General features: G+C 47.6%; 15 protein-coding genes. 9 read left to right on the top strand and 6 right to left on the bottom strand.

Annotated features, from left to right (window positions below; all coding sequences use genetic code 11):
• The first annotated feature begins 134 nt into the window (after positions 1-134).
• Positions 135-2,129, top strand: a complete 1,995-nt coding sequence (locus AAC052_RS18020; RefSeq protein WP_339814902.1) for a cation:proton antiporter — start codon at positions 135-137, stop codon at positions 2,127-2,129.
• Here the strand turns inward: AAC052_RS18020 and AAC052_RS18015 are convergent, their stop codons facing one another.
• The 6 genes from AAC052_RS18015 to AAC052_RS17990 all read right to left on the bottom strand — a co-directional run bounded on the left by AAC052_RS18015 (position 2,130) and on the right by AAC052_RS17990 (position 9,040).
• A complete protein-coding gene (locus tag AAC052_RS18015; protein ID WP_317488730.1) occupies positions 2,130-3,095 on the bottom strand; it encodes a calcium/sodium antiporter in 966 nt (321 codons plus the stop codon).
• A 301-nt stretch (positions 3,096-3,396) separates the two neighbouring features.
• On the bottom strand, positions 3,397-5,595 hold the full coding sequence (locus AAC052_RS18010; protein ID WP_339814901.1) for a TonB-dependent receptor: 2,199 nt from the start codon (positions 5,593-5,595) through the stop codon (positions 3,397-3,399).
• Between the two features lie 41 nt (positions 5,596-5,636).
• The gene (locus AAC052_RS18005; protein ID WP_339814900.1) at positions 5,637-6,686 is read right to left on the bottom strand and encodes an ArsO family NAD(P)H-dependent flavin-containing monooxygenase; all 1,050 of its coding nucleotides are present in this window, start codon (positions 6,684-6,686) and stop codon (positions 5,637-5,639) included.
• 38 nt (positions 6,687-6,724) lie between these two features.
• Positions 6,725-7,639 (bottom strand): sterol desaturase family protein, encoded by a 915-nt coding sequence (locus AAC052_RS18000; protein ID WP_339814899.1) that lies wholly within the window; start codon positions 7,637-7,639, stop codon positions 6,725-6,727.
• A 26-nt stretch (positions 7,640-7,665) separates the two neighbouring features.
• On the bottom strand, positions 7,666-8,124 hold the full coding sequence (locus AAC052_RS17995) for a rhodanese-like domain-containing protein (protein ID WP_339814898.1): 459 nt from the start codon (positions 8,122-8,124) through the stop codon (positions 7,666-7,668).
• Positions 8,125-8,239: 115 nt separating this feature from the next.
• Positions 8,240-9,040, bottom strand: a complete 801-nt coding sequence (locus tag AAC052_RS17990; RefSeq protein ID WP_339814897.1) for a sulfite exporter TauE/SafE family protein — start codon at positions 9,038-9,040, stop codon at positions 8,240-8,242.
• A gap of 217 nt (positions 9,041-9,257) precedes the next feature.
• On the opposite strand from AAC052_RS17990, the gene AAC052_RS17985 reads away from it, so the two are divergent.
• The 8 genes from AAC052_RS17985 to AAC052_RS17950 all read left to right on the top strand — a co-directional run bounded on the left by AAC052_RS17985 (position 9,258) and on the right by AAC052_RS17950 (position 17,155).
• Positions 9,258-10,151 carry a DUF542 domain-containing protein gene (locus tag AAC052_RS17985; protein WP_339814896.1) on the top strand — a complete coding sequence of 298 codons (894 nt, stop codon included), beginning with the start codon at positions 9,258-9,260 and terminating at the stop codon, positions 10,149-10,151.
• Between the two features lie 64 nt (positions 10,152-10,215).
• Positions 10,216-10,809, top strand: a complete 594-nt coding sequence (locus tag AAC052_RS17980; protein WP_339814895.1) for a Crp/Fnr family transcriptional regulator — start codon at positions 10,216-10,218, stop codon at positions 10,807-10,809.
• A gap of 233 nt (positions 10,810-11,042) precedes the next feature.
• Complete coding sequence (locus tag AAC052_RS17975; protein WP_317488738.1) at positions 11,043-11,519, top strand: c-type cytochrome; 477 nt, start codon at positions 11,043-11,045, stop codon at positions 11,517-11,519.
• A gap of 7 nt (positions 11,520-11,526) precedes the next feature.
• Positions 11,527-12,093: a fasciclin domain-containing protein gene (locus tag AAC052_RS17970; RefSeq protein ID WP_339814894.1), complete on the top strand. Its 567-nt coding sequence runs from the start codon at positions 11,527-11,529 to the stop codon at positions 12,091-12,093.
• Positions 12,094-12,111: 18 nt separating this feature from the next.
• Positions 12,112-14,067 (top strand): Sec-dependent nitrous-oxide reductase, encoded by a 1,956-nt coding sequence (nosZ, locus tag AAC052_RS17965; RefSeq protein ID WP_339814893.1) that lies wholly within the window; start codon positions 12,112-12,114, stop codon positions 14,065-14,067.
• Between the two features lie 70 nt (positions 14,068-14,137).
• Complete coding sequence (locus AAC052_RS17960) at positions 14,138-15,193, top strand: nitrous oxide reductase accessory protein NosL (protein WP_339814892.1); 1,056 nt, start codon at positions 14,138-14,140, stop codon at positions 15,191-15,193.
• Positions 15,190-16,455, top strand: coding sequence for a nitrous oxide reductase family maturation protein NosD (locus AAC052_RS17955; protein WP_339814891.1), 1,266 nt, complete (start codon positions 15,190-15,192; stop codon positions 16,453-16,455). The genes AAC052_RS17960 and AAC052_RS17955 overlap by 4 nt, the downstream gene beginning before the upstream one ends.
• The gene (locus AAC052_RS17950; protein WP_339814890.1) at positions 16,430-17,155 is read left to right on the top strand and encodes an ABC transporter ATP-binding protein; all 726 of its coding nucleotides are present in this window, start codon (positions 16,430-16,432) and stop codon (positions 17,153-17,155) included. Before AAC052_RS17955 ends, AAC052_RS17950 begins: the two co-directional genes overlap by 26 nt.
• Positions 17,156-17,164: the final 9 nt, after the last annotated feature.

Here is a 17,164-nt window from a genome sequence, read left to right as displayed (position 1 = left end):
ATCATAACAAGTAAAGCGAGTGTCACCCTTGCGTTAATTTATGTCAATTTTTGTCACCAACTGACACTGAACTATTTCACTCACGCCAACTTCCTTGCCCCAGCTTTTAGTAATTTGCACCCAACAAAACCACTATGCAGATACCGATTCTTACTGAAATAGTCATCATCCTTGGCATTTCGGTGGTGATGATCCTCATCTTCAACCGCTTTAAGCTGCCGTCCATTTTAGGTCTTTTAGCTACCGGCATGGTGGCCGGACCACATGGCATGGGGCTCATTCAGGCCTCTCACGAAGTGGAGATGCTGTCGGAGATTGGTGTGATTTTCCTGCTTTTTGTCATTGGTGTGGAGTTTTCTTTCAAACATTTAACATCCATAAGGAAAACAGTATTTGTCGGCGGAACCGTGCAGGTGGCTGGCACCATTTTGGTCACATTTAGCATTGTTTACATGTTTGGGCTGTCCTTCAAGGAGTCGATTTTTGCAGGCTTTCTCGTATCGTTAAGCTCCACCGCCATCGTGCTGAAGCTGCTGCAGGAAAAAGGCGAGATCAATACCCCTCACGGCCGCATTGCCCTGGGCATTCTGATTTTTCAGGACATCATTGTCGTTCCGATGATACTTTTTACCCCTATCATCGCCGGTAAAACCGGAAATATTGGCGAAACCATTCTCATTTTGCTGCTTAAAGTGGTTGCGGTAGTCGGGCTGGTGCTAATCATGGCTCGCTATATTGTTCCAAAACTGCTTTTCAGGGTGGCCCAGGCAAAAAGTCGTGAGCTCTTTATTCTGACGATAATTGTCATCTGCTTTGCTACAGCCTGGCTTACGTCCTCCATTGGTCTGTCGCTGGCCCTGGGTGCATTCTTTGCTGGCCTCATCATTTCCGAATCAGACTACAGTCATCAAGCCACTGCCAATATTCTGCCTTTCAGAGAAATATTTATCAGCTTCTTTTTTGTGTCGATCGGAATGCTACTCGATCTCAAATTCCTTTTTGACCACCTTAGCGTCGTTTTACTATTAACCTTTCTAACACTTTTTGGAAAAGCGCTGATTGCAGGCTTCGGAGCGGTGCTGCTCAGGTATCCCTTCCGAACGGTTATTCTTTCCGGTCTCATGCTCTGTCAGGTAGGAGAATTTGCCTTCCTGTTGTCGGCAACAGGTATCGAAAACCAAATTCTCAGCCCATTGACGTATCAATATTTTCTCAGTGTGTCGCTGATCACCATGGGACTTACGCCATTCATTCTCAGTTACGCTTCCAAAATTACCGATGTGGTGCATAGCAAAACGCCGAACCCGCTGGTAAGAAAGATTCAGGCACTGTCGTCGGATGTTGAAGCAGAAGAGCCCGACGAGCATGAACTGAAGGATCATCTGGTGATCATTGGGTACGGTATCAACGGAAAAAATGTAGCGAAAGCAGCAAGAAAGGCCGCTATTTCTTACGCCATCGTTGAAATGAACCCGGCCACTGTTAAACAGGAGAAAGAAAGAGGGGAGCCGATAATATATGGAGACGCCAGTGATGATGTGATTTTAAGGCACGTCCAGATTCAGTCAGCCCGGGTGGTGGTCATTGCCATATCGGATCCTTCTTCTACCAAACGAATCGTTGCTAAGATCAGAGAGTTCTCCAACACGGTGCATATCATTGTTCGCACCCGCTACATCAACGAAATTGAAGAGTCGAAAAAGCTTGGAGCTGACGAAGTTATTCCGGAGGAATTTGAAACCTCCATCGAAATTTTTACCCGGGTACTTCGGCACTACCTGGTTCCGCTAAATGAGATAGAGGCCTTTACGCAGGAGGTTCGCTCAGGCAGCTATGAAATGCTCCGCAGCCCGCTGATGAGAACCGAGCAGGCAGCAAAAAATCTCAGCATTCAGGACCTGGAGATGGCATGTGTTGTATTGGAACGGGAGGATAGATCAATCGTTGGAAAAAGCATTGCAGAATCGAGAATAAAAAGCCGCTACAACCTCTTCATACTGGCCATCCAAAGAGGGCAAGAGCTGCTTACCGACATAGACGGAGACACGGAAATCAGGCTCGACGACAGGCTGTATGTGTTTGGTAAACCCGTTAACATCCTGAAGCTCAATCAGAAGGTAAAGGTATGACTAGCCCCTGTAAACAAGGTAAACTATGTAGCCCACATAAAGGAGAACAAAAACAATTCCGTTTACCCTGTCTATGGCATTGCGCCTGCCTGTAGTGAGCGACAAAATCATGAGCGCACTGGCTACTATTAACACCAGAATGTCGGCATTGTTAACCAGAGAAAACTGCAGAGGTTTAATAAAAGCGCTGATCCCAAGTATCCAAAGAAGATTAAAAATATTTGAGCCTACTACGTTGCCAACTGCAATGTCCGTATTGCCTTTATAGGCTGCCATCGCCGAGGTAACCAGCTCCGGCAAAGAGGTGCCAATGGCAACGATAGTTAACCCAATAAAAGTTTGCGACATGCCAAAATACTCCGCCATAGCTACGGCTCCGTCAACCACCCACTTACCTCCCAAAAACAAGCCGAGAATGCCAATGCCAATGTAAAGCACCGACTTTGGCAACAGCATAATTTCCACATGCTCCGTACTTTGTATCTCCTGCTCCTTGTTTTCTCCGGCAATTTTGAAAATATAAGCCATAAAAAGTGCAAAGAACGCCAATAGTATCAGGCCATCCCAACGACTAATGCTTAATGTTCCCGGGTCGCCAAACAAGGCGGCGTTGGCCAGGTAAGCAACCAGTAATGTGGCGGTCAGTGAAAAAGGTATTTCGGAAAGTACAGTGTTTCTCTGAATGGGTAGCGGGCTAATAATTGAAGAGATTCCGAGAATCAGCAAAATATTGGAAATATTGCTGCCTATGATATTGCCGACAGCAATGTCTGCGTTACCGTCGAGGCTGGCAAAAATATTTACTATCAACTCCGGCATGGAAGTGCCAAAGGACACAATCGTCAGCCCAATAATAAAATCCGAAATATTGAATCGCTTCGCAAGTGAAGAGGCCCCTTCAACCAGCAAATCAGCCCCTTTAATCAGCGCCGGAAAACCCAGCACAAAAAGTAAGTACGTTAACATAAGTAGTCCAGTTGATGGCTCCCCTGCAGCATATTCCCCACAAAAGAATAATTAAACTAATTCCTCTAATAGTACTAAATACTTGCGTGTGTAATAAAAGTAACCTCCTTGTCAGTTTACAAAAAATTGTTGTGAACCATATCAAAAAGCCTCAAATGGTCGATTTCACGGTAGTTATAGTTGAATTTGAGGTAGTTAGTCCTAAAGATATCATATTGCCATCGAAATACTATAATTGAAAAAAAATTCCTTATTCAAAGAAGCAATATCACTTATCGATGCAATAAATGCCGCTGGGTTTTCAAAAGTGAAAGATAAAACCTCCATTTGAAACAAATCCGTCAGTAGGAGCCCAAACCTCAGCAAAAGCAGGGTTGTTGTAAGGGGGAGTTACCATGGACTGATACCTCGATTGCCGGGTGTCAGTAAAATTTTCAAAGTTGAGGAACACACTAAACTTCTCCCATTCCTTCATAGCCATTATGCCCATGATCCAGAAGTCCGGAGTAGACGACCTGTCGTATCGGTACTGGCTTCCCGTATAGTAAAGCTCGTAGCCGATACGAAACGATTCATGTTTTTCGTACATCAACACAAAACCTGCAGCATGCTTTGGTGTTATTGCCTTCTGGCGGTAGCCCGATCCTTCATCAACATTTACCTGAGTGAGAGCGTACTGCAAGAATAGCTTCCAATGATCATATCCGAGCTTGAGGTTACTTTCAAAGCCCTTACTAACGACAGGCTCTTGCCTGTTGGAAAGGTAATAATTAGTGAAGCCACCCATCTCAACCTCATCCAGAAATACTGGTTTGTCGAGCTGAGTTAAAAAGAAGAGCTGGTTGGCCGACAGTGTCCAGTCGTCTCCGAGGGCGGTTCTGAAATTGACATCAAAATTTGAGCCCCACGACCTTTCCATTTCGGGCTGCTGATTGAGGGCGTTGTAAGGCAGCACCCTGGTGAAGGCCCTTTGCTCAGCCTCCTCAAGGAAAATGGTCGGCAGTTTGTAACCTCTTCCTCCTCCCAGGCGCATGGTCAACTGCTTTGACGGCTTGACCATCCAGGAAAACCGGGGAAGCAAAACAGCGCCATACTCATTGTTAAAATCCGTGCGAAGACCCAACTCCAGGGTGTTTTGCTCAGAAACTTCCCAGGTGTCTTGTGCAAATAATCCAGCTGTCAAAAAGTTGTATGATCTGTCCACATCTCCCAAGCCAGGCATAAAGTTGTCGCCTGGGTCTGAAAAATGGTCGGACACCAGGTTCATACCCGTAACCAGTTCGTGTTTCGCTACCTTAAAATTATAAGCCAACTCAGAAAATGAAGCCAACTGCTCACCATAAAAACTATAAATTGGAGAGTCGATATTCCTTGCAAACAGGTTGACACTGTTTTTGAAAGACCACTGTGAACCGTTCGAAGTCGTATGCACAAAGTTGATCAACGACCCGAGCCGTCCTGTGTAGTTCTCTTCACTAAAACTACGGCCGCTTACGCCTTCATTTTCAATCGCTACTATATCGCCTCCTTCTCTGGCTTCATATGAGCTGTTCAAGCCTATGCTTAGCGTTGTGCGTTCGGATGGGTAGAAAAACACCTTCGGGTTGACCGCTATACCCCGCACTCTCGGAATATCAGAAAAATCGTCTTTGTTTGGGTCGTATGGCTGCTGACGATTAGCGGAAGCATACAGCGTGAAGCCCCTTTTTTCATTGCGGCCCGACAAGAAAGTGTTGAGTGTGGTGCCGCCTGCCGTAGTTTGGTTGAGCATGACGCTGCGCTCTGGCTCGCTACCCGGCGTTTTCGAAACCAGGTTTACCAGGCCGGCAATAGCACCGCCGCCATAAAGAGTAGAGGCGCTGCCCTTGATTACCTCCACCTGCCGAAGATCCAGTGGGGGAATTTGCATGATGCTCAACCCGCTGGAAAAACCACCGTACAAAGGAAGTCCGTCCCGAAGTAGCTGGGTGTAGCGACCATCCAGTCCCTGTATTCGAAGGGTTTGGTTGGCTGAGTTGGTAGAAGTCTGCTGCATTTGAATACCTGAGCTTTCTCTCAGCAGCATGGCAATGTTCGTGGAGTTCATAGCGGCCTTTTCATCCAGCTCTTCTCCGGAGATTACCTCCATCCTGATGGGGATATCCTCGATGGTTCTGCTGCTACGGGTAGCAGTAACGATTACCTCCTCAAGCGCCTCCTCGGGTTCCAAATTGAAAACCAGCTCATTTGTACCCGTCACTACCTTTCTCTTTACAGAAGAATAGCCAACGAAAGATGCCACTAAACTTATTGGTTCAGTACCGGAAACGGTAATTTGACCTTCTCCATTCAAGTCTGTTATCGTTCCTTGTGTGGTTCCCGCTATTTGAATGGTAGCGCCTACAAGAGGTTCTTGTGTGTCGGCGTCGAGCACCCTGACTTTAAGAACAGATTGTGCGGAAACTTCAGTGGCGAAAAGCAAGACCCCAAAGAAAAAAGCATAAAAGAAAGACCGTTTCATCCGGCAAAGGTAGGCAGCCGGTATTTGCAACAAAACAGTATTTACACGTATTCTTTGATTTCTTCTACAGTGGATTTTGCAGACCGGCCAACGCCAATAAGCGTGGCCGAGGCGAAGCCCGTCCATTGGCCGTAACCCACCAGCCAAAGGCCTGGCACCTCGGCCGACCGGGTGGCAACCGTTGCCACTTTCCCCGCACTAACATTGAGGGCCAAGCCCTTGAGGTGGTTCAACGCCGGCCGAAACCCGGTGCAGAAAATCACACTGTCGACGAGCAGCTCCTGGCCATTCACCAACATAATTCCCAGATCCGTGAAATGATCGATTGGCGGGTAAGCCCGCTCCAATACTCCTCTTTTCCTGGCTTCTTTTACCGGCGGAACCATCACCACATCCCCAAGCGACGGCGGAGTGAATTCCCTCCCTGCCTTTTTGGATTCATACATTTGAGTGGCTGCATCGAAAAGATAACGTCCGTCTACCTCATCAGGAAGGAACTTCGGCGGCTTTGACGTGACCCAAAAAGTCTGCGCCACCTTGCTCACTTCAGCAAGTATCTGGGCACCAGAATTCCCTTCGCCGACAATTGCTACCTGTTGGCTCTTGAATGGATCCGGTCTTTTGTAGGCAGTGGAATGGAAAACCTTCCCTTTGAATTTGTCTCTTCCGGGCAACTCCGGCACCCACGGATTGGCAAATGATCCAGTGGCAGACACGACCGTCTTCGACTGGTAAGCTCCTTTGCTGGTAACAATATCAAAACGCCCTTCTGCCTTTTTTACATCTTTTACCGTCACACCTCTTTGTACGGCGAATTTATATTTCTCCTCGTACTTTCTCAGGTAGTCGATCGTTTCGTTGCGGGTGGGATAATAGTCGGGGCCGCCAGTCATGAGCACGCCGGGTAGTGAGCTCCATTGCGCAGGCGAAAACAAACGGAGCGAGTGCCAATAATGCTGCCAGCTTCCGCCTGCGTTGTCGCTGGCGTCAAGAACAACATAATTTAAACCGGCCCTATTCAGATAATAAGCTACAGCAAGGCCACTTTGCCCTCCGCCAATCACAATGACGTCGTACACAGTTGGAGTCATGCTGCAAAGAAAAGAATTTGCGAGGAAAAGGAGCGCAGTTACTTCGTGGGCTCTTTATCAACACTCGCTTTATCCTTCTTGTGCTCCGGCACTATTCCATGAAGGTTCTGCCCCACAAAATCGTGTGGAAACTGCTCCACGCCGGGGAAACCTAGCTTAATGTCCCGACCGTCGTAAGGAATATAATCTGTTTTGAACAGATAGTCCCAAATGCTCAGCGTGATCCCAAAATTAACCCCATAGCCCCTCTCCCTGGGAAGGTCATAGGCATGATGCCAGATGTGCATCTGAGGATTGTTGAAAAAGTACTTGAAAGGCCCCAACGGCACTTTGATATTGGAGTGATTGAAATGGCCGACAGCCAGGGTAAAAATGTGAATAATGAAGAAGTCTCTCAACCCAATGCCGATCAGCGCCAACGGAATATACTCGATAGTGCGGTACACCACGTTTTCCATCCAATGGTAGCGAAGGTGGGCCGCAAAACCCATTTGCTCCACGGAATGATGAACTTTGTGAAACTCCCAGAGCCAGGGCGACCGGTGAAGCAAGCGGTGCACCCACCATTGCACAAAGTCACGCACCACAAACCCAATGAGCAGGTGCGACCACATGGGCCACTTCATTACCTCAAAGGCCAAAAGGTTGTTGATACCGATAACTGCCAGGGCGTCGTTAAAAAGATTGACAACCGAGTTGGAGACAGCATTGTAAATAATGAGCGAAAAGAGAAAGAAGTTAAAGAACATGTAAAAGAAGTCCAGCCAGAAGTCCTTTCTGAACCTGGACTGATCCTTCCTCCAGGGCTTCACCCATTCGAGAATGAAGAAAAAGGCGGATACCAGCAGCAGCCAATAGAAATAATTGTGCCAGCTAGGGTGTAAAATCTCGTTGACCAGATAATTCCAGTAACCCGTATACGAGCCAACGATGATGTTCCAATACTTTTCCACTTTCTCTTAGCTGATTTAACTAACTACTACTGCTTTTCGGTGGCAAGTCCACTGGCGTTCCATGAAATTATTCCGCCTTCCAGCTCGAAAATTTGCTTGAAGCCCAACTCTTGAAATACTTTGGCTGCCCTGGCGCTCCTGCCTCCTACCTTACAGTAAACTGCAACCGGCTTATTCGGGTCAAGCTTAGCGGCTATCTCCTCAAAATTGACGGTGTTGTAATCGATATTTATTGCATTGGGTATTTTGCCGGTAGCTACCTCCCCCGCTGTTCTCACATCTACAAGCTGAACTTCGGCTTCCTTCACTTTCTCAGCAAAGTCTGGCGCATTAAGCTGAACAATTTTTGCGGATGTCTGACCTGCTGGCTTGGTAACCACTTCCGAGGCAGCCTCCTTCTCAGTGGAAGACGAGCTGCATGCTGTGCCTATGGCTGAAACAAAAAGAAAAGCTAGCGATGCAACAATGTTTGTACTGGTTTTCATATCTCTTTTTTAAAATTGATCTGTTTATTGGTAACACATGTAAATGTAACAAAGTTGAGATTTTCGAAGAGGCTTCTCTCGAACTTAGAAGAAGTAGCTTCGCCAGGGTGTATCATCAGAATATAAGTTCTTTGGTAAGGATAAAAACAGCCATAACAAGCACGAAATAGCCAAAACCTTTTTTTAGCGCTGCCCCTGATATGAAGCGGGAAAGATACTCTCCCAGAAAAAGCCCTCCAATAGACAAACTGGTAAATATCAGCATAAATGGCCAATCGATTGGCTGGGTTCCCAGGTCACCAGTGAATCCGATCAGCGATTTGGCAGCAATGATCAGCAACGAAGTGCCGACTGCCAACTTCATTGGGATATGGGCCAGCAGCACAAGTGCAGGAATGATAAGAAAGCCGCCGCCTGCCCCTACCAGGCCCGTTAACGCCCCCACCACCAGGCCTTCCAAAGCAATCATCGGGTAATTATAGGATAGCTCCTCTTCTATCATCTTGTTTTCCTTCTTGTCTCTGATCATCGACCAGGCAGCCACCAGCATAATGACGGCAAACAGCACCATTATTGCCAAGTCCTTTGTTACCGGAAATCCCCCCAAAGAGAAAACCGGATCCGGGATGGCAGGAATGACGAATTTTCTGGTGACAAAGACAGAAATGAAGGAAGGAATGGCGAATATGATAGCCGTTTTAAGACTTACCAACCCTTTTCTAAGAAAGTTGACCGACCCTACCAGGGCAGTGCTGCCGACCACAAACAAAGAGTAGGCTGTCGCCAGCACTGGGTCGATGTGAATCATGTAAACCAGCACCGGCACGGTTAGAATGGAGCCCCCTCCTCCAATTAGCCCCAGGCTAACCCCTATAAGTATTGATGCTGCAAACCCCAAAATTTCGATAACCGGCATACTGTGTGACTCTTACTGTGACATTGTCTGAACACAAAAGTCTGAATAACAAAGGCGGCCGTCAGTGACTTAGATCACGCAGTCAGAAATTATGATGCACCTAGCAAATCACATCAAAAAAAAAGTGACAATCTTACCCCCAGTATGACTCAAGTCATAAAATAGTAGCCTTTGATGTCACCACATTTGACCATCAATAGTCAAAATCCAAAAACTTATGGAATCTCCCATACGCATCGATGTTTCCCTTTTGCCCCCTGCAACCCGCCACGATACCATTTTCAAAGCCTATGAAAGCCTTGACGAAGGGCATTCGCTGGTGCTTGCCGTCGACCACGATCCTCAGCCACTTTTTTACGAATTCAGCCACAAGTATCCTAAAAGCTTTGGCTGGGACTACCTTGATAAAGGGCCTGAAAAATGGCGGGTACTCATAACCCGCCAACAGTCGATCACCAACAGAATAGTGGCTGACCTGGTCATGGAAGACCTCAGCCTGGGCAAAGTCTTCGACGCCTACGGCATAGATTTTTGCTGCCACGGCGATATTTCTCTCGAAGAGGCCTGTCGCCGCCAAAAATTGGATATCAACGAGGTGCTGGTGGCCATGAAAAAAAAGAGCGGGCCTGGTGCTTTTTGGCAGCCACATTTTGAGGAATGGTCGGTGTCTTTACTCATTCAGTACATCCTTGAAAATCACCACAGCTGGGAAAGGCATACACTTTCCGACATCGAGGATCTCACTATCAAAGTGGCGGATCACCATGGAGCGGACTTTCCGAATCTAAAAAAGGTAAAAGAGTTAGTCGGCCACCTTAAATACGCCATCATTGATCACTTCTTTGAGGAAGAGAATGAGCTCTTTCCAATGATTTTGAAGGGCTCAAAAAGTGTTGAGTTGCTCAAAGAAATCGAGAAGATGAAGGTGGAGCACGCCGAAGTGGGTGCCATACTCACGGACCTCACCCTGCTGACTAACAATTTCCAGCCTCCCCAGCAAGCATGTAGTTCATTTCGGCTGCTCTACTCAAAGCTGGGAGAGTTCAAACAGGATATTCTTCAGCATATTCATTTGGAAAACACGCTGCTCGTCGCCAAAGCTGTCGCATGACAATAATTCACAGCTGGTAAGGTTGTGTTAAAATACAAAGCACAAATCTTACTAAATTGGCACCATGTCAATGATTCCTGAAGAGTTGCTTACGACGTTTGGTGCGAGAAAAGTTAAGCTCAACAAAGACGAGTTTCTGTTTGCAAAAGACACCGAGGCGCATTTTTATTATCAGGTTTCGATCGGCACAATCAAAATGGTTAACTACAACTACGATGGCCAGGAGTTTATTCTAGGCATGTTTAAGGCTGGGCAAAGCTTTGGTGAACCTCCCCTTTTCGGCCACTTTCCCTACCCGGCCAATGCTGTGGCTGTGGAAGATTGTGAAATATGCAAGCTGCCCAAGGACAACTTCTTCAGGCTTTTGGAAGCCAATTTTGATATCCATCGCAAATTCAACTACGAGCTTTCCAACAGGCTGCGCTACAAGGGAATGATTTTATCAGAGGTATCTTCCTACCCGCCGGAGCATCGCATTCTTACGCTCGTCAACTATTTGAAGGCGATGATGCCCAACCAGGATCTTTTCACTGTGCCATACACAAGGCAGCAGCTAGCCGACATGACAGGGCTGCGGGTAGAAACGGTGATCCGCACCATCAAAAAAATGGAGCAGGAGGGCAAAATTAAGCTCAAAAGCCACAAAATAGTTGTCTAATACCATTTGCACTGAAAACCGCCGCCGCAGTAGGTTCAGCGGACTGACTTTGCCTTTCTCAAGGGCCAATATCTCTCGTTTTTCCGGCCTTGTCCCTCAACGAAATCCATTCTAACTATCAATTTTTCAGGTAGTTAAAATTTTATCGAAAATCATACTGCTATATGATTTAGATCATAAAACCGGTGGGCAGGCTCAGTCTACCTTTACACTATCAAACAAAATAGTGTATCATGAAAAAGTATTTTTTGAAAGCGTTCATATTCGCATTGCCCCTATCGATCATCCTCGCTAGCTGCGGAGAAACCAAAAAGAAAGACATCTCAGATTTCCAGGCAAAGCCAACAGAACAAGAAACCGCTAAAGCCTCAGACCCTCTGAAGAATAAAGGAGTAGGGCCTGTAAAAAGCGTTACGCTGGGAGAAATTGACCAGGCACTTGCAGATGCAGGCAAGGCCATTTTCGACGCCAACTGTACTGCCTGCCACAAGGTCGACAAAAAATTCATTGGCCCATCCCCAAAAGACATCCTTAGCCGAAGATCTCCCGAATGGGTAATGAATATGATTCTCAACCCTGAGGTGATGATTCAGGAGGATCCGATTGCTAAGCAATTGCTGGCAGAAGCCAACGGAGCACCTATGGCCAACCAAAACCTCACAGAGGAACAAGCCAGGCAGGTACTTGAGTACTTCCGAACCCTTAAATAATCACTCTATGAAAACACCCTTGAAATTTCTAGCCTTTGGCCTGATCACGCTCGTCGTGGCGAGCTGTTCGACGCCAACCAATAAGACCGAAGAGGCCGGTGCAGTAGCTGACGCAACGCCAAAAGGACAAGCTTCAGTGGTCGACGATGAATCTGCCAAGAACATCCTGCAAGTAGCCGCTTCATCGCCCGACCATACCACACTTGTGGCGGCTGTCACCGCTGCTCAAATAGAGCATGTGCTGGTTAACGCAGGCCCACTTACCGTTTTTGCCCCCAATAATGTTGCATTTGAAAAATTGCCAGCCGGGACTGTCGAAAATCTGCTAAAACCAGAGAACAAAGCACAGTTGGCTACGATTCTGACGAGGCACGCAGCACCAGGTTCCTACGATGTGGCAGCGCTGAAAAAAATGGTAGCGAAAGGCCGCACGCTGTACATGGCCACCGGAGATTATCTTGAAGTAACCGTGGATGGAGACGACGTGCTGATCAACGGGTGTAAAATCATTGGAACAATAAATACATCAAACGGAATAATCAATGTGGTGGATCAGGTGATCCTGCCAAAATAACCTATGAACGTAAAAACTATGAAAAAGCAACATATTATAAATAAGCTGTTTGCTCTGGTCGTTTTGGCCGGGGTTGTTACTTCGTGTGGCAGCAGCGAGAATTCAAAAGGAGCGCTGGGCAGCGACGTTGCCTCTCAGGCATATGTCACGCCAGGCGAACACGATGACTTTTACGCCTTTATGTCAGGCGGGTTCAGTGGACAAATATCTGTTTACGGCTTGCCTTCGGGCCGTTTGTTCAGGGTGATCCCGGTGTTTTCGCAGGATCCTGAAAAAGGATATGGCTACAACGAGGAAACCAAACCTATGCTCGAAACTTCGTTTGGCTTTGTGCCCTGGGATGATGCCCACCACCCCGAGCTATCTCAAACTAACGGTGTTCCCGATGGCCGGTGGATCTTTATCAACGGCAACAACACACCACGTATCGCACGAATTGATCTTAAAACATTCGAAACCGCCGAGATCATAGAGATACCGAACAGCGGTGGTAACCACAGTTCTCCATTCACAACAGAGAACTCAGAATATATTGTGGCCGGCACCCGATTCAGTGTGCCTTTTCCCCAGAAAGACGTAGCCATCGACACCTACAAAGAAAACTTCAAAGGCACCCTCAGCTTTATCAGTGTAGCCGAAGATGGTGACATGGACGTGGCCTTTCAAGTGCTGCTGCCTGGCTACGACTACGACCTTGCTCATGCGGGCAAAGGCAAGTCACATGGCTGGATGTTCTTCACTTCCTATAACACGGAAGAGGAGCATACACTTTTGGAAGTCAACGCTTCACAAAGAGACAAGGACTATATAGCCGCTATCAACTGGAAAAAAGCTGAAGAGTATATGGCTCAGGGCAAATTTAAAGAAATGCCTGCCAGCTATGTGGATAACCACTATGACGAAAGCAAGCAAATGGCCTTCTCAGACACAAGGAACACTGTAAAAGTGCTGATCCCTTCAGAGTGCCCTGGCCTGGTGTATTTCCTTCCCACGCCAAAATCACCACACGGTGTAGACGTTGACCCCACCGGAGAATTCATCGTAGGCAATGGCAAGCTTTCCAGCGACATGAGTATTCACTCGTTTGATAAAATGATCAAGGCGATTGAAGGTGAGAAATTCGAAACTACTATCGACGGCATTCCCGTCCTTCAGTACGAAGAAGTGTTGAGCGGCATTGTGGCTCAACCAGGTCTGGGGCCATTACACACCGAGTTCGACGGAAAAGGCAACGCCTATACATCGTTTTTTATCTCATCGGAGATTGTAAAGTGGAACCTGGAAACAAAGGAAGTGCTTGACAGAGTGCCAGCCTACTACTCTATCGGTCACTTGATGATCCCCGGTGGCGACTCCAAAAAGCCCTGGGGAAAATATGTGGTGGCTCTTAACAAGATCACAAAAGACCGGTTTCTGCCCACTGGCCCTGAGTTGACACAATCAGCTCAACTTTACGATATCTCGGGCGAAAAGATGAAACTGATTCTTGATTTCCCAACGATTGGCGAGCCGCACTATGCGCAAGGCATCGCCGCCGAGCTCATTGCACCCAATTCGCTGAAGTACTATAAGCTGGAAGACAATAACCACCCCCACGCTATGAAGTCACCCAACGACTCACGTATAGTGAGAGACGGAAATGTGGTTCGGGTGTATATGGGTGCTATCAGAAGTCACTTTACTGTTGACAACCTGGAAGGGATCAAAGTAGGTGACAAGGTCTACTTCCACGTGACGAACCTTGAGCAAGACTGGGACGTCCCTCACGGCTTTAGCGTGATGGGTGCCAATAATGCAGAATTGTTGATCATGCCCGGCCAAACCGAGACCCTACTCTGGGAACCACAACGGGAAGGGGTTTACCCTTTCTACTGCACCGACTTCTGTTCCGCCCTTCACCAGGAGATGCAGGGCTATGCCCGGGTATCGGCCAAAGGCGCCACCACCGAGCTCAAGTGGAGCTTAGACGAATAAACTCATACCTTTTCGGTCGTTCTTCCTGATTCACAGGAAGAGCGACTGCGAGGGTTAACCCCTTTCGATTATGAAAGTTAAATTCAATTACCTTTTCTTGCTGGCCATACTTTTGCCGCTTGCATTGTTTGCTTTTCCGCTATGGAAAATCACGCTACAAGCTCCCCAATACCCTGACGGTATTTCTATGTATATCTGGATCAATCAGATAACAGGGGACTCGCCCAGCACATTGCAAAATATCAACATCCTCAACCACTACGTGGGCATGCAATTCATCGTACCCGACTCAATTCCTGAGCTGAAATATTTCCCCTGGATTGTAGGTGGCATGTCGCTTTTGGGGCTGCTGTTCTTCCTGGTAAAAAAGAAATCGCTCTACCTCACCTGGGCCATGATTATGATTGTCCTTGGAGGCCTCGGTGTCTACGACTTCTACCTCTGGGAATACGACTATGGGCACAATCTCAGCCCTAAGGCACCCATCAAAGTACCCGGCATGGCTTATCAGCCACCTGTAATTGGCTCGAAAATGCTGCTGAATTTTAAGGCTGACTCCTGGCCGTCAACAGGTGGCTACTTCCTTGGAGCAGGCATAGCACTTGCCCTGCTGGCATTTTGGCTGGAGAAGAAGAAAACTCGCAAAACAGCAGTGCTGGAAAAGGCTATGGCAATGGTCGCTTTGATCACGGTTTTTGGCCTCACGTCATGCTCGGTAACTCCCCGGCCGCTTGCTTTGGGCAGCGACCATTGTCACCATTGCAAAATGAAGATCGTACAGCCACAATATGGAGCTGAGCTGGTTTCCAGCACTGGCAAAATCTATACCTTCGACGCTGTGGAGTGCCTTGTGCAATATGCAGACGAAAACAAGATAAGTGCTGAGAATATAGCCTTTGAAATGGTGGTGCCCTACGACCAGCCAGGCACACTTATGGATGCGGCCAAATGCGTTTTCATCAGAAGTGCCAAGCTACCAAGCCCTATGGGCATGTACATCACAGCGTTGAGCTCCAAGTCCAAAATTGAGCCCATTATTGACGGATACGATGGAGAAATATATACTTGGGAGAAACTTCAATCAGGCATAGACAACCTGCCTGGCCTTACCGCCCAGCTCCCATGAGGTTTCCTAGTCGTTTCATCATCCCATTTTTAGTTATCGCCACCTTTCAGGCCTTGGGTGCAGTGCCCGACACCCTGGAGGTGGGAAAAAAATACGCTTCAATCAAGCAGGCGCTGGCCGCAGCAGCATCAGGAGACGTAATAAAGGTGTTTCCTGGTGTGTACTTTGAAAACGAGATGATCATTGACAAGCCATGCACCCTGTTGGGTGTGGGCTACCCCATTCTTGATGCCGGTCTTAAGAACGATGCGATCATTATCAGGGCGGATTCCGTCAGTATCATAGGCTTTCATATCCGAAACGTGGCCACCAACTATGTGAGAGACCTGGCGGCCATTCACGTGGAAGAAGCCCGGCACTTCAACATTCAGGACAACAAACTTGAAAACACCTTCTTTGGTATTTACCTGCAAAAGAGTCGGGACGGCAGGGTCGCCGGAAACTCCATCATCGGGCAGGCAGTGGTTGAAGCCAGCTCAGGCAATGCCATCCACCTTTGGTATTGCAAAAATGTAGACGTAAGTAACAACGAAGCCCGCCACCACAGGGATGGTATCTATCTGGAGTTTTCCGATAGCATCCGTATAGTGCGCAATGTGAGCCAGGACAACCTGCGGTATGGCCTCCACTTTATGTTCTCAAATTACAATGATTACCTCGAAAACACCTTTCAGTCTAACGGTGCCGGAGTAGCGGTTATGTTTTCCTCTCAGATTGTGATGAAGCGAAACAGGTTTATCGACAATTGGGGCAGTGCTTCTTATGGCATACTGCTCAAGGAAATTAAAGACGGGCTGATCAGCAACAACCTTTTTCAGGGCAACACCATCGGTATCTATGGAGAAAGCTCTGACAGGATGACCATCAGCCAAAACGATTTTACTGAGAACGGATATGCACTGCGAATACTCGGGAGCTGCAGAGACAACATTATTACCGAGAACAATTTTATAGACAATACCTTTGACGTAGGCACCAACGCCACCAGACAGTACAACCAATACACAAGAAACTACTGGTCGGAGTATACTGGTTACGACCTCGACAAAAATGGCCTGGGCGATGTGCCCTACCGGCCTGTGAAGCTTTTCTCTTTTGTAGTAGAAAAGGTGCCACAAGCCATTGTGCTCCTTCGAAGTCTTTTTGTTGATCTCATGAATTTCACTGAAAAAGTGACGCCGGTATTCACGCCGCAAAACCTGTTCGACGATCAGCCACTTATGAAACCTCATCCCCATGATCAATATTCAACATCTTCATAAGTCCTTTGGCAAACTGGAAGTGCTGAAGGACGTCCAACTGGAAATTCTTCCCGGAAAGGTAACCGCTGTGTTAGGACCCAACGGCTCTGGAAAAACCACCCTGATGAAAAGCATTCTGGGTATGACCCTACCTGATAAAGGAACTATCGAGGTAAGAGGCGAGCCTACCCGCCATGCATGGAACTACAGGAAACACCTGAGCTATGTGCCACAAATTGCACAGTTTCCCTCTAACCTCACAGTGCAGGAGCTGCTACAAATGATCAAAGAAGTGCGGCAGGAGCCCGCCAACGAGGGTTCCTTGGTCGACCGGCTTTCTCTTCAGCCGTTTCTCGACAAAAAGCTCGGGACGCTCAGTGGTGGCACCCGGCAAAAAGTGAATCTGGTACTTGCCCTCATGTTCGATGCGCCCATTGTGCTGATGGACGAGCCTACTGCGGGGCTTGACCCCGTAGCGTTGCTGGCACTGAAGCGACTGATACAGGACATGCGCAAGGCAGGAAAGTGCATCTTGGTCACCACGCATATCATGCCACTCGTGGAAGAACTGGCTGACGAAATCGTGTTCCTGCTAGATGGCAAGGTGTACTTCCAGGGAAGCCTGAGCGAGCTGTTTTCACTTACTGAAAAGAACACACTGGAAGAAGCCATCGCTCATTTTCTCATTCAACGGAAGGACAGAACGTCCGTCAACGCTTAATAAAAATCG

This window comes from uncultured Imperialibacter sp., from assembly GCF_963974565.1.
GTDB classification, from domain to species: Bacteria; Bacteroidota; Bacteroidia; order Cytophagales; family Cyclobacteriaceae; genus Imperialibacter; species Imperialibacter roseus.
This window is presented reverse-complemented; position numbering and strand designations above follow the sequence as displayed.